The organism is Halomonas sp. SL1 (assembly GCF_003030865.2).
Classification (GTDB): Bacteria; Pseudomonadota; Gammaproteobacteria; order Pseudomonadales; family Halomonadaceae; genus Halomonas; species Halomonas halophila.
On sequence record NZ_PYUQ02000013.1, the window covers coordinates 20471 to 39310 of the forward strand.

Below are 18840 nucleotides of genomic sequence, written 5' to 3' on the forward strand. Positions count from 1 at the left end.
GCTTCAGGTGCTTCATTCTTCTTCGTCGAGATAGGGTTTCTATGGCTGGAAATGCGCAGCAGCAGTCACGTCTGAAGGAGTTGATCGCGCGCGGCAAGGAACAGGGCTTCCTGACCTATGCCGAGGTCAACGACCATCTTCCCGAGGATATCGCCGACCCCGATCAGGTGGAAGACATCATCGGCATGATCAACGACATGGGTATCAATGTCGTCGAGGAAGCGCCTGATGAAGATACCCTGATGATGGCCGATCACTCCACCGATGAATCGGCTGCCGAGGAGGCCGTGGCGGCCCTGGCGGCGGTGGAGAGCGACGTGGGCCGCACCACCGACCCGGTGCGCATGTACATGCGCGAGATGGGCACGGTCGAGCTGTTGACCCGCGAAGGCGAGATCGAGATCGCCAAGCGCATCGAGGAGGGTACCCGCGAGGTGATGTCCGCCCTGGCCTATCTGCCGGGCGCCGTGGACTCCATCCTCGAGGCCTACGATGCCACTCAGGATGAGGAGGCCCCGGGCCGCCTGTCCGACCTGTTCTCCGGCTTCATCGACCCCGACGAGGGTATCCCCGGCGTCGCCGAGGCCGATGTGCCCGAGGAGCCGGTGGTCGCCGAAGGGGCGTCCGACGAGGATGACGAGGACGCCGAGGACGAGGACGACAGCGGCGGCGGCCCGGACCCGGAAGAGGCCCGCGCCCGCTTCGAGCAGATCCGCGAGCAGAACGAGTCGGCCCGCCAGGCCATCGACGCCAACGGCCGCGGCTCCGCCCAGGCGCAGGCCGAGCTGGCCCGCCTGGCCGAGCTGTTCTCGCCGATCAAGCTGGTGCCCAAGCACTTCGAGCGCCTGGTCGGTCAGGTGCGCATCAGCGTCGAGCAGATCCGGGCCCAGGAAAAGGCCGTGATGCAGCTGTGCGTCAAGAAGGCCAAGGTGCCGCGCAAGACCTTCATCAAGGCCTTCCCCGGCAACGAGTCGCGCCAGGACTGGCTCGACGACTTCATGGCCGAGCAGACCAAGTACGCCGACAAGCTTGCCGTCTTCAAGGGCGACATCCAGCGCTCCCAGCGCAAGATCGCCTTCGAGGAAGAGATGATCCAGCTGCCGGTGACCGACATCAAGGAGGTCAACCGTCGGCTGTCCATCGGCGAGGCCAAGGCGCGTCGCGCCAAGAAGGAGATGGTCGAGGCCAACCTGCGCCTGGTCATCTCGATCGCCAAGAAGTACACCAACCGCGGCCTGCAGTTCCTGGATCTGATCCAGGAGGGCAACATCGGCCTGATGAAGGCCGTGGACAAGTTCGAGTACCGCCGCGGCTACAAGTTCTCGACCTACGCCACCTGGTGGATCCGTCAGGCGATCACGCGCTCCATCGCCGACCAGGCGCGCACCATCCGTATCCCGGTGCACATGATCGAGACGATCAACAAGCTCAACCGCGTCTCCCGCCAGATGCTGCAGGAGATGGGGCGCGAGCCGACGCCGGAAGAGCTGGGCGAGCGCCTCGAGATGCCGGAAGACAAGGTGCGCAAGGTCCTGAAGATCGCCAAGGAGCCGATCTCCATGGAGACGCCCATCGGTGACGACGACGATTCGCACCTCGGCGACTTCATCGAGGACGGCACCATGGTGCTGCCGATCGACTCGGCCACCGGCGAGGGCCTGATCGAGGCCACCCGCAACGTGCTCGGCGGCCTGACCGCCCGTGAGGCGAAGGTGCTGCGCATGCGCTTCGGCATCGACATGAACACCGACCATACCCTCGAGGAGGTCGGCAAGCAGTTCGACGTGACCCGCGAGCGGATCCGTCAGATCGAGGCCAAGGCGCTGCGCAAGCTGCGTCACCCGTCCCGTTCCGAGCCGCTGCGCTCCTTCCTCGACGAGTGATCGTCGACCGGGCCGGCCGTTCGCCGGCCCCGGCATTCTTCGCATGAAATGCCCTGCTCGAAACGACGATGCCCGCGGCCATGGCCGCGGGCATCGTCGTTTCGGGGGAGTTGTCGAGGCGTCAGGCCAGGCGCTGTCGGCGCCAGCGGCGGGCCAGCAGCAGCAGCTCGATCATGGCGATGCACATCAGGGTGTAGCCGAACAGTTCGGTGACCTCCTCGGCGGCGTCCTTGAACACGCGGACGTAGTGCTCGCCGAGGACGGCCTTCCACATGTCGCCGCGGCCGTAGAGGCGCGAGAACACGTAGGTGCCGAGGAAGCCGGCGGCGAACAGGCCGCCGGAGAAGGTCATGGCATAGCGCTCGAGCTCGGCGGCGAAGGCGCGGCCGTGGCGGATTACCACGAACAGGATCGGCAGCACCAGCAGGCTGACCAGGATCTGCCAGGCGCCGTCGAAGACGTACTCGTCCAGCCAGGCGTCCTGTTCGCGGATCAGCGATGCGCCGAGCAGGCCGATCAGCAGCAGGGTGAGGTGCGGCAGGCGGTCGTCCAGGCGGCGGGCGATGAGTGCCATGATCGTGCCGGTCAGCAGCAGCAGCGACTGCAGGGGCTCGGTGAGGCCTCGTTCGGTGAAGCGCAGGTCCGGCATGTGCGTGGCTTCGAAGAGCACGATCTCGAGCAGCGCGGCAATCAGCAGCATGTAGCCGAAGCCGCGCAGGCACAGGTAGCGGAAGGCGATTCGGTCGGCGGAATGTTCGGGCATGGTCAGGCTTCTGTCGGAAGAATATTGAGTCAGCTAATTATACGTCTTGAGAGAGGTCGCTGTCTGCCACCACCGGGTGACGCGACGGGTGCTGGCGTCGCGCCTCCTCCAGCAGCCAGTCGTGGACCGCACAGATCCGGCGATCGTCCAGCGAGCCCGCGGCATGCACGATACCGTAGTGCATGCCGGTCGCCACGCGCTGGTCGAACGGTGCCACCAGGGCGCCGGTGTCCAGCTCGCTGGTGATCAGCGTCTGGCGCGCGATGGCCACGCCCATGCCGGCCAGGGCCGCCTCCATGGTCAGGTGGTTGCGGTTGAAGGTGTAGCCGCGCCGCACGTTGACGTCCGGGGCGCTGATGGCCTGCAGGTAGTGCTCCCATTCGCCATAGTCGTGGCTGCCGCGCCAGGCGGTGACGTCATGCAGCAGCGGGTACCAGGCCAGATCCTCGGGGCGGCGCAGCGGCGGACGGCCGCGCATCAGCGAGGGGGCGCAGACCGGGAAGATGGTCTCCTCCATCAGCGGCGTGATCGACATGCCCGGATAGTGGCCGTCGTTGAGGTCCAGCGCCAGATCGAACTCGCCCTCGCGCAGCGAGATGCTGCTGTCCTCCGAGAGGATATGCAGTTCGATGTCGGGGAAGCGCGCCTGCAGGCGCGGCAGCCTGGGCATCAGCCACTTGTTGAGGAAGGAGGGCACCACGCGCATGCGGATGATGCCGCTCATCACGCCGCTGCGCAGCCGCTTCACCTCGAGCCCCACGGCCTGGTAGGCCTCGTCGACCACCGAGGCCAGTCGCCGGCCTTCCTCGGTGAGCGCCAGGCAGCGCGGCAGGCGGCGGAACAGCTTGAAGCCGAGGCGATCCTCGAGCTGCTTGATCTGCTGGCTGACGGCGCCGGTGGTGACGTGCAGCTCCTCCGCCGCCCGGGTGAAGGAGAGGTGGCGGGCGCTGACCGCGAAGACCTTCAGCCAGGCGTGGGTCTGGGCATTGAGGAGTCGGCTCATGGTTTAGTCATTCTATAGCGTGGGCGAGATATTCTGGATTGCCGCGATGGGAGAGTCGCGACAACATTAAGGTCCAAGGCAAACGAAAGCCAGTTGGCTTTAGTGTAACTGACAACAAGACGGCGTCGGTACGTTCCGGCCCCGCCCGAGGTCCTCCCCATGTCCATCAGCGTCTTCGACCTGTTCAAGATCGGCATCGGCCCTTCCAGCTCGCATACCGTCGGCCCGATGCGCGCGGCTTACGACTTCGTGCAGGAACTGCGTCGGCAGGACCTGCTGGAGCGGGTGGCACGGGTCGAGGTGCATCTGCACGGCTCGCTGTCATCCACCGGCCAGGGGCACGGCACCGATCAGGCGACCATCATGGGCCTGATGGGCGAGCGCCCCGAGTCGATCAACCCGGACATCGTCACGCCCTGCATCGAGGAGCTGCTGGAGTCCCAGACCCTGCTGCTCGACGGTCATCTGGCGATCCCCTTCCTGTGGGCGCGTGACCTGCAGTGGCACGACGAGAGTCTGCCCTACCATCCCAACGCCATGACCCTGGTGGCCCATGGCCACTCCCAGGAACTGTACCGCAACATCTTCTATTCCGTGGGCGGTGGCTTCGTGGTCGACGAGGCTCAGGCGGCCAGCGGCGAGCTCGACAGCGACACCACCGCGCTGCCCTATGACTTCAACTCCGCCGGCGAGCTGCTGGCGCTGTGTCGCCTGCACGACATGCGCATCAGCGAGCTGATGATGGAGAACGAGAAGGCCTGGCGCAGCGAGGCCGAGATCCGCGCCGGGCTGTGGCGCATCTGGGAAGCCATGCAGGACTGCGTGCAGAAGGGCTTCGAGGGCGAGGGCGTGCTGCCCGGCGGGCTCAACGTCAAGCGCCGCGCCGGCGCCCTGCATCGCCGCCTCGAGGCCGTCGAGGATGACGGCAGCCTGATCGCCTCGACCTTCTCCGCCATGGACTGGGTCAACGTCTTCGCCCTGGCGGTGAACGAGGAGAACGCGGCCGGCGGGCGCATGGTCACCGCACCGACCAACGGCGCGGCCGGCATCATCCCGGCGGTGCTGCACTACTACATGAAGTTCCAGCAGGGCGCCGACGAGCGCTGCGTGGTGGACTTCCTGCTCACCGCCGGCGCCGTGGGGATCCTGTGCAAGAAGAACGCCTCCATCTCCGGCGCCGAGGTCGGCTGCCAGGGCGAGGTGGGCTCGGCCTGCGCCATGGCCGCCGCCGGTCTCACCGAGGTGCTGGGCGGGACCCCCGGCCAGGTGGAGAACGCCGCCGAGATCGGCCTGGAGCACAACCTTGGCCTGACCTGCGACCCCGTTGGCGGCCTGGTCCAGGTGCCCTGCATCGAGCGCAACGCCATCGCCTCGGTGAAGGCCATCAACGCCACCCAGATGGCCCTGCGCGGCGACGGCGAGCACTTCATCTCGCTGGACAAGGCGATCCGCACCATGCGCGATACCGGCGCCGACATGCAGGAGAAGTACAAGGAAACCTCCAAGGGCGGTCTGGCGGTCAACGCCATCGAATGCTGAATCAGTCTCTTTGTCGGGCGGCGGGTGCCGTCCTTGCCGGCGCGCCACTCGGGTGGCGCGCCTTTTTTTGTCTCGTCCCGGGTGATCCGGCTCGCTTTGTCCTGCGTCAGCCTCGTCGTGCCGGCAGGGTGTCGCCGATATGGGCGACCAGGTAGTCCAGGAAGCGGTGCACCTTGGCCGAGCGGTGGCGATGCTGGGGGTAGACGGCCCACACGGCGGTGTCGCCGTGGCGATAGGCGTCGAGCACGCTGATCAGCTCGCCGCGGGCCAGGTGTTCCTCGACGTAGTAGTCCGGTAGCTGGGCCAGCCCCAGGCCCTTGAGCGCCGCGTCGAGCAGTGCCGGCCCGGAGTTGCCGCTCAGCGGGCCGTCGACACGGATGTCGCGGCGCACGCCGTCGACGTCGAAGCGCCAGTAGTCCCGCGAGCCGACCAGACAGCGGTGGCGCGACAGCTCCGAGAGGCTGTGGGGCTGGGCGACGCGGGTGAAGTAGGCGGGCGCGCCGACCACGTACTCGCGCCGTTCGCACAGGCGCCGGGCGATCAGCGAGGAGTCCTGCAACCGGCCCATGCGGATGGCGATGTCGAAACCCTCGTCGATGATGTCCACCTGACGGTTGGTGAAGTGCATGCGCACCTCGAGCCGGGGGTTGGCGCACATGAAGTCATGCACCAGCGGCGCGATGAAGCGTTCACCGAAGGTGGTGGCGCAGGTCAGGCTCAGCAGGCCGGTGGGGGTGTCCTGCAGTTCCTTGACCGCGGTCTCGGCCTCGCGGAAGCCCTCGAACAGGTGCTGGCAGTGCTGGTAGTAGAGCCGCCCGGCCTCGGTGAGGCGAATCCGTCGCGTGGTGCGATAGAGCAGGGTGGTGCCCAGCTGATTCTCCAGCTGACTGACCAGCCGGCTGACGTGGGAGCTCGAGACCTTTAGGCGTTCGGCGGCGGCCTTGAAGGCGCCCAGGCGTACGACCTCGATGAAGGCCTCGACGCGGTCCCAGCGTTGCATGCGGTGTGTCCTCCGGTGGTGGTGCGCTGGATTGTTGTCAAGTGGCAACAATGTCATGCGTTTAGTGCAGTTTATCCGAGTATGCGGTCTTGCCTAGACTGTGGGAAGGCCAACCCCATTGAGAGGAATGAATCATGAAGTCACGCGCCGCCGTCGCCCTGGAAGCGGGCAAGCCGCTCGAGCTGACCGAGATCGACGTCGAAGGCCCGAAGGCCGGCGAAGTGCTGGTGCGCATGGCCGCCACCAGCGTCTGCCACACCGACGCCTTCACCCTGTCCGGCGCCGATCCGGAAGGCCTGTTCCCGTCCGTGCTGGGCCACGAGGGCGCCGGCGTCGTCGAGGAAGTGGGCGAGGGCGTCACCGGCCTCAAGCCCGGTGACCACGTCATCCCGCTCTATACCGCCGAGTGCGGCAAGTGCAAGTTCTGCCTGTCCGGCAAGACCAACCTGTGCCAGGCGGTCCGCGCCACCCAGGGCAAGGGCGTGATGCCCGACGGCACCAGCCGCTTCTCCCTCGACGGCCAGAAGCTGCATCACTACATGGGCTGCTCCACCTTCAGCGAATACACCGTGGTGCCCGAGGTGTCCCTGGCCGTGGTCTCCAAGGAAGCGCCGCTGGACAAGATCTGCCTGCTGGGCTGCGGCGTGACCACCGGCATTGGCGCGGTCATGAACACCGCCAAGGTCGAGCCGGGCTCCACCGTGGCCGTATTCGGTCTCGGCGCCATCGGTCTGGCCGTGATCCAGGGCGCGGTCATGGCCAAGGCCAGCCGCATCATCGCCATCGACGTGAACCCGGAGAAGTTCGAGCTGGCCAAGCAGTTCGGCGCCACCGAATTCGTCAATCCGAAGGACTACAGTGACTCCATCCAGCAGGTCATCGTCGACATGACCGATGGTGGCGTCGACTACTCCTTCGAGTGCATCGGCAACGTCAACGTCATGCGCTCGGCCCTGGAGTGCTGCCACAAGGGCTGGGGCGAGTCAGTGATCATCGGCGTCGCCGGCGCCGGCGAGGAGATCTCCACCCGTCCGTTCCAGCTGGTCACCGGCCGGGTCTGGAAGGGCTCCGCCTTCGGCGGCGTCAAGGGTCGCACCGAGCTGCCGGGCTACGTCGATCGCTACATGAAGGGCGAGCTGAACATCGACGACTTCATCACCCACGACATGCCGTTCGAGAAGATCAACGAGGCCTTCGAGCTGCTGCACAAGGGCGAAAGCATCCGCACCGTGCTGCACTACTGATCAGCGTTCTCTGCCGCGCGGGGCGGGCAGCCCCGTCGCCGCGCGAGCGGCAGTGAACGACCCGTCTCTGGTACCGGGCGTCGCGACCGCGACGCCCGGTACCCCTCGAACCCCATGAGGAGTCGCTCATGACCATGACCGAACAGCTCGAGCTGGTCTCGGCCAACCGCAGCTTCGGCGGCTGGCACAAGCGCTACCGCCACCGCTCCCGGGCGCTGGACTGCGAGATGACCTTCGCCATCTACCTGCCGCCCCAGGCGGAGACCGAGCGGGTCCCGCTGCTGTGGTGGCTGTCGGGACTGACCTGCACCGACGAGAACTTCATGCAGAAGGCCGGCGCCCAGCGCCTGGCCGCGGAGCTCGGCATCGCCATCGTCTGCCCGGATACCAGCCCCCGCGGGCTGAATCTGCCCGGCGAGGACGACAGCTACGACTTCGGCTCCGGCGCGGGCTTCTACGTCAACGCCACCCAGGCGCCGTGGAAGGACCACTACCGGATGTACGACTACGTGGCCGAGGAGCTGCCCTCGGTGGTGCGTCAGCACTTCCCGGTCAATGGTCGCGAGGCCATCAGCGGCCACTCCATGGGCGGCCACGGGGCACTGATCCTGGCCCTGCGTCGTCCCGGGCACTACCGCTCGGTGTCGGCCTTCGCGCCGGTGGTCAACCCGGCCCAGTGCCCCTGGGGCCGCAAGGCCTTCGGCAACTACCTGGGCGAGGACGTCAGCCAGTGGACCCAGTACGACGCCTGCGAGCTGGTGGCGCGCGGCGCCTCCCGCCAGCCGTTGTTCATCGACCAGGGTGAGGCCGACAATTTCCTCGAGGAACAGCTGTGCCCCGAGCGCCTGGAGGCGGTGTGCGCCGAGCACGACCATCCGCTGACCCTGCGTCGTCAGCCGGGCTATGACCACAGCTACTTCTTCATCGCCAGCTTCATCGACGACCACCTGCGCTACCACGCCGAGCATCTTCACGCTCAGCACTGAGTCGCGCCGGGACCTGTCGGCCGGGTCGCTCAGCGGCCCGCAGCGCGCCGCCTCCTCGAGGCGGCGCCTGTCGTTCCTGCCTACCGTGTTCCTTGGCGACGTTTTCATGCCTGTGTGCGACTCATTGTCGTGATGTACCGGGAGAACGCCTCCCGATAGGCAAATTTGACATGCCAGAAAACGACACAGCCGGTAAATTTCGAAGCGTGCATGCCTGTCCGCGACAGGCGGGCCTCCAGGGCAAATGCCCCTGCCTGACTCGTCAATAACGATGACAACACCACCGTGCTGGAGTATGGACGATGACAAGCGCTCCTCAGACCTCGCGTCATGCCGCCGGGCCCCAGACGCTCGGCTTCCTGTTGCTGGATAACTTCACTCTCATCTCGCTGGCCTCGGCCATCGAACCCCTGCGCATGGCCAATCAGCTGGCCGGGCGCGAGCTCTATCGCTGGTACACCCTGACCCTCGATGGCGGCCCGGTGCGTGCCAGCGACGGCCTGCAGATCACCCCCGACGCCTCCACCACCGTGCCGCTGGCGCTGGACATGGTGATCGTCTGCGGCGGCGTGGGCCCGCAGCGCAGCGTGCAGCGCGAGCACGTCGCCTGGCTGCAGTCCGAGGCACGCCATTCGCGCCGCCTGGGCGCCGTCTGCACCGGTTCCTGGGCCCTGGCCCGCGCCGGGCTGCTCGACGGCTTCGAGGCCAGCGTGCACTGGGAATGCCTGGCCGCCATGCAGGAGGCTTTCCCCAAGGTCTCGCTGACCACGCGGCTGTTCTCCATCGACCGCGACCGGGCCACCGCCTCGGGCGGCACGGCGCCGATGGACATGATGCTGACCCTGATCGGCCGCGACCACGGCCGCGAGCTGGCCGCCGGCATCTCCGAGATGTTCATCTACGACCGCGTGCGCAACGAGCAGGACCAGCAGCGGGTGCCGCTCAAGCACGTGCTGGGGACCACCCAGCCGCGGCTGCTGGAGATCGTCGCGCTGATGGAGGCCAACCTCGAGGAGCCGATCAGCCTCGACGAGCTGGCCGGCTACGTGAACGTGTCGCGGCGCCAGCTGGAGCGGCTGTTCCAGAAGAACCTGCACTGCTCGCCGTCGCGCTACTACCTCAAGCTGCGTCTGACCCGGGCCCGGCAGCTGCTCAAGCAGACGCCGATGTCGATCATCGAGGTGGCCTCGGCCTGCGGCTTCGTCTCCACGCCGCACTTCTCCAAGTGCTACCGCGAGTACTTCGGCATTCCGCCCCGCGACGAACGTCTGGGCTCCAGCGCTGTGGACCTGGTGCCGGTGCAGCTGGGCCAGGATGCCGCCGTCATGCTACAGTCCGCCTCTTTCGAGTCGGTGCCCGACACGCCGGTGTCCGCGGCCATGAGCGCCCTGGACCAGGCCCGGGGGGAGCCGACCTATGCCAGCGTCAGGCTGAGTTAGCGCCTGGCGCCGGGAGGGCGCATCCCCATCCTCGGGGAGTGCGCCCCTGACGAAGTGCCGGGCGGAGGTCGATGCGAAACGGATGGCGATGGCTGGCGCGGGCCCTGGGGCTCGCGCTGCTCGGCGGGATCGGGCTGAGCGTGCTGGCGGTGCTGATGTTCCGGGTGGTGCCGGTGGGCGGCTCCATGGTGATGCTCGAGCGCAAGGTACAGGCCTGGCGCGACGGCGATTCGCTGGAGATCCGCCAGGACTGGCGCCCGTGGAGCCAGCTGCCCGACAGCGCCAAGCTGGCGGTGATCGCCGCCGAAGACCAGCGCTTCCCCGAGCATCACGGCTTCGACCTGGTCGAGCTGCGCCGCGCCATCGAGGCCAGCCTCAACGGCGGCGACCTGCGCGGCGCCAGCACCCTCAGCCAGCAGACCGCCAAGAACCTCTTCCTGTGGACCGGCCGCAGCTGGGTGCGCAAGGGCCTGGAGGCCTGGTTCACCCTGCTGATCGAGACGCTCTGGCCCAAGGAGCGCATTCTCGAGGTCTATCTCAATATCGCCGAGTGGGACGACGGAGTCTTCGGTCTCGAGGCCGCCTCCCGCCATTACTTCGGCGTACCGGCGTCGCGTCTGAGCAATGCCCAGGCCAGCCGGCTGGCCGCCATCCTGCCCAATCCCCGTGGCTGGAATGCCTCGCGCCCCAGCGGCTACGTGTTGCAGCGCAGCGCCTGGATCCGCGGGCAGATGCGCAATCTCGGCGGTGCCGCCTACCTCGAGCGTCTCTGACGCGACACCGATTTCCCGGCGTGTCGCGATCGCGACGGGCGTGACGCTTTTGGAATTTTCCCGGTCGTTTCCAGGCGCCGGGGCCCGCAGGGCGGGGGATATGCTGCCGGCGTGACCATGCGCTACCACGGAGCCCCCCGCCATGACCCCTTCCGAGCTGCACCAGGACGCCATCGTTATCGATGGTCTCGTTATCGCCAAGTGGAACCGCGAGCTGTTCGAGGACATGCGCAAGGGCGGCCTGACTGCCGCCAACTGCACCGTGTCCGTCTGGGAAGGCTTCCAGGCCACCGTCGACAACATCGTCAAGACCGACGCCCTGATGGCCGAGTCCAGCGACCTGGTGCGTCCGGTGCGCACCACCGCGGATATCACCCGGGCCAAGGAAGAGGGCAAGACCGGCATCATCTACGGCTTCCAGAACGCCCATGCGTTCGAGGACCAGATCGGCTACGTCGAGATCTTCAAGAAGCTCGGCGTGGGCATCGTGCAGATGTGCTACAACACCCAGAACCTGGTCGGCACCGGCTGCTACGAGCGTGACGGCGGCCTGTCCGGCTTCGGCCGCGAGATCGTCGCCGAGATGAACCGCGTCGGCATCATGTGCGACCTCTCCCACGTCGGCGAGAACACCTCCCGCGAGGTGATCGAGGCGTCCGAGAAGCCGGTCTGCTACTCCCACTGCCTGCCGTCCGGCCTCAAGGAACATCCGCGCAACAAGTCCGACGAAGAGCTCAAGTTCATCGCCGACAACGGCGGCTTCGTCGGCGTGACCATGTTCACGCCCTTCCTCCGTGCCGGCGTCGACGCCACCGTCGACGACTACGTCGAGGCCATCGAGTACGTGATGAACATCGTCGGCGAGGATGCCATCGGCATCGGCACCGACTTCACTCAGGGTCACGACAAGCAGTTCTTCGAGTGGCTGACCCACGACAAGGGCTACGCCCGTCGCCTGACCAACTTCGGCAAGATCATCAACCCCGAGGGCATTCGCACCATCGGCGAATTCCCCAACCTCACCGAGGCGCTGCTGAAGCGCGGCCTGAGCGAGCGCCAGGTGCGCAAGATCATGGGTGAGAACTGGGTCAATGTCCTGAAGGACGTCTGGGGCGAGTGAGCCCTCCGCGCCGGGCCGCGGCCCGGCGCCATCCGTGAATGTCACTGCCGCTCGACGCCGCTTGCCAACAGCCAACAACGCCCGAAGCCGCGCCTGCGAGCCCATTGAAGCCCGATAATAATCAGCAAGATTCGAGGAATAAGATCGTGACCAAGATGGCCCCTGAACTGCCGATCGAAGTGGATGCCGATACCGGCATCTGGACCACCGACGCCCTGCCGATGCTGTACGTGCCGCGTCACTTCTTCATCAACAACCACGTCGCCGTGGAAGAGGCCCTGGGCGCCGAGAAGTACGCCGAGATCCTCTACGATGCCGGCTACAAGAGCGCCTGGCACTGGTGCGAGAAGGAGGCCGAATGCCACGGCCTCGAGGGCGTCGACGTCTTCGAACACTACATGAAGCGCCTCTCCCAGCGCGGCTGGGGGCTGTTCATCACCGAGGACATCGACCTAGACGCCGGTACCTGCCGCGTGCGCCTCGAGCACAGCGCCTTCGTCTATCAGATGGGCAAGGTCGGCCGGAAGATCGAATACATGTTCACCGGCTGGTTCGCCGGCGCCATGGACCAGATCCTCGCCGCCCGCGGCAGCGATCTGCGCACCGTCGCCGAGCAGACCCAGAGCGGCGCCGAAGAAGGCTGCGACGTCGGCGTCTTCGTGACCCGTCCGATCGCCGACATCTCGAACAACGCACAGGGCTGAGGAGGCATCACCCATGGCATTCGACGCGATCTTCCAGCCGATCGAGATCGGCAACCTCACCATTCGCAACCGCGTGGTCAGCACCGCCCACGCCGAGGTCTACGCGACCGACGGCGGCATGACCACCGACCGCTACGTCAAGTACTACGAAGAGAAGGCCAAGGGCGGCTGCGGCCTGTGCATCTGCGGCGGCTCCTCGGTGGTCTCCATCGACAGCCCGCAGGCCTGGTGGAGCTCGGTGAACCTGGCCACCGACCGCATCATTCCGCACTTCCAGAATCTGGCCGACGCCGTGCACAAGCACGGCGGCAAGATCATGATCCAGATCACCCACATGGGTCGTCGCTCGCGCTGGGATGGCTTCAACTGGTCGACCCTGCTGTCGCCGTCCGGCATCCGCGAGCCGGTGCACCGCTCCACCTGCAAGACCATCGAGGAGGAGGAGATCTGGCGCATCATCGGTGACTTCGCCCAGGCCGCACGCCGGGCGAAGGAAGGCGGCCTGGACGGCGTCGAGCTGTCCGCCGTGCACCAGCACCTGATCGACCAGTTCTGGAGCCCGCGCGTCAACAAGCGGACCGACCAGTGGGGCGGCAGCTTCGAGAACCGCATGCGCTTCGGCATGGAAGTGCTCAAGGCCGTGCGCGCCGAGGTCGGCGACGACTTCACGGTCGGTCTGCGCATCTGCGGCGACGAGTTCCACCCGGACGGCCTGTCGCACGACGACATGAAGCAGATCGCCGCCTACTACGATGCCACCGGCCAGGTGGACTTCTTCGGCGTGGTCGGCTCGGGCTGCGACACCCACGATACCCTGGCCAACGTCATCCCCAACATGTCCTTCCCGCCGGAGCCGTTCCTGCACCTGGCGGCGGGCATCAAGGAAGTGGTCTCCAAGCCGGTGATCCACGCCCAGAACATCAAGGACCCGAACCAGGCCAGCCGCATCCTCGAGGGTGGCTACGTGGACCTGGTGGGCATGACCCGCGCGCACATCGCCGATCCGCACCTGATCACCAAGATCAAGATGGATCAGGTCGACCAGATCAAGCAGTGCGTCGGCGCCAACTACTGCATCGACCGCCAGTACCAAGGTCTGGACGTGCTGTGCATCCAGAACGCCGCGACCTCCCGCGAGTACATGGGCCTGCCGCACATCATCGAGCAGACCGAAGGCAAGAAGCGCAAGGTCGTGGTGGTCGGCGGTGGCCCAGGCGGCATGGAAGCGGCCCGCGTGGCCGCCGAGCGTGGCCATGACGTGACCCTGTTCGAGGCCTCCGAGGCCATCGGCGGGCAGATCACCACCGCCGCCAAGGCGCCGCAGCGCGACCAGATCGCCGGCATCACCCGCTGGTACCAGCTCGAGCTGGCCCGCCTCAACGTCGACCAGCGTCTCGGCACCTATGCCGACGAGGCCACCATCAAGGACCTCAAGGCCGACATCGTGGTGCTGGCCACCGGCGGTCAGCCGTACCTGGACCAGTACCCCGAGTGGGGCTACTCCGAGAATCCCGAGGAGAGCCTGATCGTCAGCACCTGGGACGTGCTCAACGGCAAGGTCGAGCCGGGCAAGAACGTGCTGATCTACGACGCCCTGTGCGAGTTCGCCGGCATGTCCGCGGCCGACTACCTGGCCGACAAGGGCGCCAAGGTCGAGATCGTCACCGACGACATCAAGCCCGGTGCGGCGGTCGGCGGCACCACCTTCCCGACCTACTACCGCAGCCTCTACGAGAAGGAGGTGATCATGACCTCCGACCTGATGCTGCATAAGGTCTATCGCGAGGGCGATTCCCTGGTGGCGGTGCTCGAGAACGAGTACACCGGCCAGCAGGAGGAGCGCGTGGTCGATCAGATCGTGGTCGAGAACGGCGTGCGTCCGGACGAGGACCTCTACTACGCGCTCAAGCAGGAGTCGCGCAACAAGGGCCAGGTGGATCTCGAGGCGCTGTACGACATCAAGCCGCAGCCCTGCCTGAGCGAGGACGGCGACGGCTTCCTGCTGTTCCGTCTGGGCGACTGCACCGCGCCGCGCAACACCCATGCCGCGATCTACGACGCCCTGCGCCTCTGCAAGGACTTCTGACGGCGCCCGGGGAACCACGGAAGGGGAGGGCTCGGTGCAGGCCTCGCGGCCGCACCGGGCCTCGGTCGAACACCCTCGGTCACGGCGCGGAACGGCCCTCGGGCCCCCGCGCCGTTGTCGAGCCCTCCGCCGGTTGCCGGCCCGGGTTCCCCGCCCGTGTGGATCACTTCCGCTGACAGCTTAAAGCTACGGCTCTCGATATGAGGTGAGCGTCATGCTCGATATCCTATTGCCGATCCTGATCTTCGCCGCGCTGGGCCTGGCGGCGATCGGCGTCGTCCGGCGCGTGCGCCTGTGGCGCCAGGGGCGTCCCTCACCCGTGCCGCTGGTCAAGGGGCTGGCCTCCGTGCCGAGGCGCTACCTGGTCGACCTGCACCACGTGGTCGCCCGCGACAAGGTCATGTCCAACACCCACGTGGCCACCGCCGGCGGCTTCGTCGCCGCGGCGGTGCTGATGGTCCTGGTGCACGGCCTGGGCCTGGCCCAGGGCGTGCTCGGCTGGGTGCTGCTGGCCGCCAGTGCCACCATGTTCGTCGGCAGCTGCTTCGTGGCTCGCCGCCGCCGCAATCCACCGTCCCGGCTCTCCAAGGGCCCGTGGATGCGCCTGCCCAAGAGCCTGATGGCCTTCTCGCTGAGCGTCTTCGCCATCACCCTGCCCGCCGTGGGCCTGCTGCCCGAGGACTTCGGCAGCTGGGTGCTGGCGCTGGCGCTGTCCGCCGTGCTGGTCTGGGGCCTGGGCGAGATGGTCTTCGGCATGGCCTGGGGCGGGCCGATGAAGCACGCCTTCGCCGGCGCCCTGCATCTGGCCTTCCACCGTCGCGCCGAGCGCTTCGGCGAGGGCAACCGTTCCACCGGCCTCAAGGCCCTGAACCTGGACGACGAGAACGCCACCCTGGGCGTCGAGAAGCCCAGCGACTTCACCTGGAACCAGCTGCTCGGCTTCGACGCCTGCGTGCAGTGCGGCCGCTGCGAGGCCATGTGTCCGGCCTTCGCCGCCGGCCAGCCGCTCAATCCCAAGAAGCTGATCCAGGACATGGTCGTCGGCATGGCCGGCGGCAGCGATGCCCACTATGCCGGCAGCCCCTATCCGGGCCAGCCGGTGGGCGAGCATCAAGGCACGCCTCACGGCCCGATCGTGGCCCGCGAGGGCAAGGCCCTGGTGGATGCCGAGACCCTGTGGTCCTGCACCACCTGCCGCGCCTGCGTCGAGGAGTGCCCGATGATGATCGAGCACGTCGATGCCATCGTCGACATGCGGCGCTTCCTGACCCTCGAGCACGGCAATACCCCCAACAAGGGGCCCGAGGTGCTCGACAACCTGATCGCCACCGACAACCCGGGTGGCTTCGCCCCCGACGCCCGCATGCACTGGGCCGCCGACCTCGAGCTGCCGCTGATGGCGGATCGCGGCGAGGCCGAGGTGCTGCTGTGGCTGGGCGACGGCGCCTACGACATGCGCAACCAGCGCACCCTGCGCTCGCTGGTCAAGGTGCTGCGCGCCGCCGACGTCGACTTCGCGGTGCTCGGCAACGAGGAGCGCGACAGCGGCGACGTGGCCCGGCGCCTGGGCGATGAAGCGACCTTCCAGAGCCTGGCGAAGCGCAACATCGCCACCCTGTCGAAGTACCGCTTCCAGCGCATCGTCACCTGTGACCCGCACAGCTTCCACGTGCTCGGCAACGAGTACGGCGAGCTGGGTGGTCACTACGAGGTGCGGCACCACAGCACCTACATCGCCGAGCTGTACGAGGCCGGTCGCCTGCACTTCAAGCCCTGGAAGGGCGGCGGCGTGACCTATCACGATCCCTGCTACCTGGGCCGCTACAACGGCGAGTACGAGGCCCCGCGCAACGTGCTCAAGGCGCTCGGCATCGAAGTCGCCGAGATGGAGCGCTCCGGCTTCCGCTCCCGCTGCTGCGGTGGTGGCGGCGGTGCGCCGATCACCGACATCCCCGGTGAGCGCCGGATTCCCGACATGCGCATGAACGACGTGGGCGAGACCGGCGCCGAGCTGGTGGCCGTGGGCTGCCCGCAGTGCACCGCGATGCTTGAGGGCGTGGTCGATGCCACCGCCGAGGTGCGTGACATTGCCGAACTGGTCGCCAACGCGCTGACCGAGGCGCCCGAGGCGTCCTCCGGCGCGGCCCAGCAATCATCGAATCGGCCCCAGGCCGTGGAGGTGGCGTGATGAGCGATATCGTCCGTCGCGATCCGCGCAAGGATTGGATCGCCCGTAACCGGCTGCACCCGCAGCATCTGGAAGTCCTGGCCGAGCTCGGCCAGGGCGCGGCCAGCGAGTGGGTGGGACCCGCGGGCATCGTCCGCCGCAATCCGCACGCGGTGGGCTTCATGGGCCCCAATGGCCTCAAGCGCATCGACCGCAGCGGCGTCCAGCAGGGTGCCGGCGGCGGCGGAGCCGCCAAGACGACCGCCCAGAGCAAGCCGCTGGTCGAGATCGAATCGCCGGCCTTCCTGGTGGCGGTGGTGCCGGACATGGCCGGCGGCCGCCTCTCCGGCCATGACCGTGACCTGCTGGGCCTGGCACGGCAGCTGGCCGACGCCGACCCGGATGCCCGGGGTGCGGTGCTGGCGGTGGTCTACGGCGAGCACAAGGAAGACGGCTTCGGCGAAGCCGGCGTCGACCGCCTGCTGACCCTCGACGATCCCCGCTTCGACGGCTTCGCCCCGGAGGCCCGCCTCGGCGCGCTGCTGGCGGTGGAGGAGGCCTGGACGCCGCGCCACTGGCTGGTGCCGGACTCCAAGCTCGGCGGCGCCGATCTGGGCCGCCGCCTGGCGGCGCGTCTCGGCGAGCGCCCCGCCACCGGCGTGTGGCAGCTCGAGCCCGACGCCGATGCCGAACTGGGCTGGCAGTGCACCGCCCGCGGCGCGGCGGCCACCATCGACATCCAGCGGCCGCTGCCGCGCATCACCCTGGCGCTCGAGGAATGCGCCGAGCCGGTCGACGACAACCGTCACGCCGCCGAGGCGCTGAGCCTGCCCCAGGAGCTGCCGTCGCCGATCTCGCGCATCGAGGATCTGGGCCAGGTGCCGGTGGACCCGTCGGGCGTGGCGCTGGCCGAGGCCGAGTTCATCCTTTCCGCCGGCAACGGCATCCGCGACTGGGATGGCTTCCACACCGCCGCCGAGGTGCTCGGCGCCACGGAAGGGGCATCTCGTGTCGCCGTGGATGACGGCTTCATGGCGCGCGATCGCCAGGTCGGGGCCACCGGTACCTGGGTCACCGCCCGGGTCTACGTGGCGGTCGGCATCAGCGGCGCCATCCAGCACCTGCAGGGGATCCAGACCTGCGACAAGGTGGTGGCGATCAACATGGACCCCGGCTGCGACATGATCAAGCGCGCCGATCTGGCGGTCATCGGCGATTCGGCCGAGGTACTCGGCTCGCTGGTGGCCATGGTCAAGCAGCAACGAGAGGAGAAGCGCGATGCGGCCTGAAGCCCAAGCCGATGCCTCGCTGGAGATCACCGTGCTGGTCTCCGTGGGGCGTCACCCCGTCACCGGTCGCGCGCGCCGCGCCGACCAGGACGCCCGGGCGGTGGAGCTGGCCCGCGGCGTGGCCGACGCCAGTGTCCAGCTGCTGCATGCCGGCGGCAAGGAGGCGGACAGCGAGCCGGCCCTGCGCGGCTACCTGGGCATGGGCTTCGATGCCCTGACCCTGGTCGAGCAGCCCGAGGGCACCGACGTGCTGCCCGCGCTCGCCGAGGCGCTCGATGCGGCGCCGCCGCAGCTGGTCATCACCGGCGAGCGCGCCGAGCAGGGCGAAGGCTCCGGCCTGCTGCCCTACCTGCTCGCCGAGCGCCTGGGCTGGCCGGTGGTCAGCGGCCTGGCGGCGGTGGAGAGCGTCGAGAACGGCGTCGCGACCCTGCTGCAGGCGCTGCCGCGCGGCCAGCGTCGCCGGCTCAAGGTGCGCCTGCCGGCCATCGTCACGGTCGATGGCGCGGCCCCGGCGCCGCGTCAGAGCGCCTACGGCCCGGCCCGTCGTGGCCACCTGGCCGCGGTGCCCGGCAGCGTGACCGTGGACGAGGCCTGGGCGAGCTGGGAGACCCAGCCGGCCCGCAAGCGGCCCAAGCGCCTGAAGATCGTCAAGGCCGCCTCGGCCCGCGACCGCTTCAAGGCCGCGGCCGCCAAGGCCGAGGGCGGCGGTGGCCAGGTGCTCACCGACGTGACCGCGGAGGAAGGCGCGGAAGCGATCCTCAAGCTGTTGAAGGAAGAGGGCGTGCTGCGCTAGCCGCAGCGTCTCTCGCCAGGTACCAAAGCAAAAAGCCCCGGTCACCGACCG

General features: G+C 67.8%; 15 protein-coding genes. 12 read left to right on the plus strand and 3 right to left on the minus strand.

From position 1 onward, the window contains the following. Nucleotides 1–41 precede the first annotated feature (41 nt). Nucleotides 42–1883, plus strand: coding sequence for an RNA polymerase sigma factor RpoD (gene rpoD, locus C9J49_RS08005; RefSeq protein ID WP_035597907.1), 1842 nt, complete (start codon nt 42–44; stop codon nt 1881–1883). 121 nt (nt 1884–2004) lie between these two features. Here rpoD and C9J49_RS08010 read toward each other — a convergent pair whose 3' ends face one another. Beyond that, nucleotides 2005–2646 (minus strand): hypothetical protein, encoded by a 642-nt coding sequence (locus C9J49_RS08010; protein ID WP_035597910.1) that lies wholly within the window; start codon nt 2644–2646, stop codon nt 2005–2007. 37 nt (nt 2647–2683) lie between these two features. Continuing rightward, on the minus strand, nt 2684–3649 hold the full coding sequence (locus C9J49_RS08015) for a LysR substrate-binding domain-containing protein (RefSeq protein ID WP_046078196.1): 966 nt from the start codon (nt 3647–3649) through the stop codon (nt 2684–2686). A gap of 159 nt (nt 3650–3808) precedes the next feature. Here C9J49_RS08015 and C9J49_RS08020 point away from each other — a divergent pair, with 159 nt between their 5' ends. Next, on the plus strand, nt 3809–5188 hold the full coding sequence (locus C9J49_RS08020) for an L-serine ammonia-lyase (RefSeq protein WP_035597913.1): 1380 nt from the start codon (nt 3809–3811) through the stop codon (nt 5186–5188). A 106-nt stretch (nt 5189–5294) separates the two neighbouring features. Here C9J49_RS08020 and C9J49_RS08025 read toward each other — a convergent pair whose 3' ends face one another. After that, complete coding sequence (locus tag C9J49_RS08025; RefSeq protein WP_035597916.1) at nt 5295–6188, minus strand: LysR family transcriptional regulator; 894 nt, start codon at nt 6186–6188, stop codon at nt 5295–5297. 134 nt (nt 6189–6322) lie between these two features. Between C9J49_RS08025 and C9J49_RS08030 the strand changes: the two genes are divergently transcribed. From C9J49_RS08030 to C9J49_RS08075, 10 genes are all read left to right on the plus strand, one after another. Further along, nucleotides 6323–7432, plus strand: a complete 1110-nt coding sequence (locus tag C9J49_RS08030; protein ID WP_035597919.1) for an S-(hydroxymethyl)glutathione dehydrogenase/class III alcohol dehydrogenase — start codon at nt 6323–6325, stop codon at nt 7430–7432. Between the two features lie 128 nt (nt 7433–7560). Continuing rightward, nucleotides 7561–8418, plus strand: coding sequence for an S-formylglutathione hydrolase (gene fghA, locus C9J49_RS08035; protein ID WP_046078195.1), 858 nt, complete (start codon nt 7561–7563; stop codon nt 8416–8418). Nucleotides 8419–8720: 302 nt separating this feature from the next. Then, on the plus strand, nt 8721–9857 hold the full coding sequence (locus C9J49_RS08040) for a GlxA family transcriptional regulator (protein WP_035597931.1): 1137 nt from the start codon (nt 8721–8723) through the stop codon (nt 9855–9857). 71 nt (nt 9858–9928) lie between these two features. Then, the gene (gene mtgA / locus C9J49_RS08045; RefSeq protein ID WP_107181550.1) at nt 9929–10630 is read left to right on the plus strand and encodes a monofunctional biosynthetic peptidoglycan transglycosylase; all 702 of its coding nucleotides are present in this window, start codon (nt 9929–9931) and stop codon (nt 10628–10630) included. 142 nt (nt 10631–10772) lie between these two features. After that, the gene (locus tag C9J49_RS08050; RefSeq protein WP_035597939.1) at nt 10773–11750 is read left to right on the plus strand and encodes a dipeptidase; all 978 of its coding nucleotides are present in this window, start codon (nt 10773–10775) and stop codon (nt 11748–11750) included. Nucleotides 11751–11896: 146 nt separating this feature from the next. Further along, nucleotides 11897–12454, plus strand: a complete 558-nt coding sequence (locus C9J49_RS08055) for a DUF5943 domain-containing protein (protein WP_016853728.1) — start codon at nt 11897–11899, stop codon at nt 12452–12454. Nucleotides 12455–12467: 13 nt separating this feature from the next. Beyond that, entirely contained in the window at nt 12468–14540 is a 2073-nt protein-coding gene (gene dgcA, locus C9J49_RS08060; RefSeq protein ID WP_046078193.1) for a dimethylglycine demethylation protein DgcA, read from the plus strand. A 214-nt stretch (nt 14541–14754) separates the two neighbouring features. Then, complete coding sequence (locus C9J49_RS08065) at nt 14755–16728, plus strand: (Fe-S)-binding protein (protein WP_046078192.1); 1974 nt, start codon at nt 14755–14757, stop codon at nt 16726–16728. Further along, entirely contained in the window at nt 16728–17996 is a 1269-nt protein-coding gene (locus tag C9J49_RS08070; protein ID WP_107181551.1) for an electron transfer flavoprotein subunit alpha/FixB family protein, read from the plus strand. The genes C9J49_RS08065 and C9J49_RS08070 overlap by 1 nt, the downstream gene beginning before the upstream one ends. Continuing rightward, nucleotides 17986–18789 carry an electron transfer flavoprotein subunit beta gene (locus tag C9J49_RS08075; RefSeq protein WP_107181552.1) on the plus strand — a complete coding sequence of 268 codons (804 nt, stop codon included), beginning with the start codon at nt 17986–17988 and terminating at the stop codon, nt 18787–18789. Before C9J49_RS08070 ends, C9J49_RS08075 begins: the two co-directional genes overlap by 11 nt. Nucleotides 18790–18840: the final 51 nt, after the last annotated feature.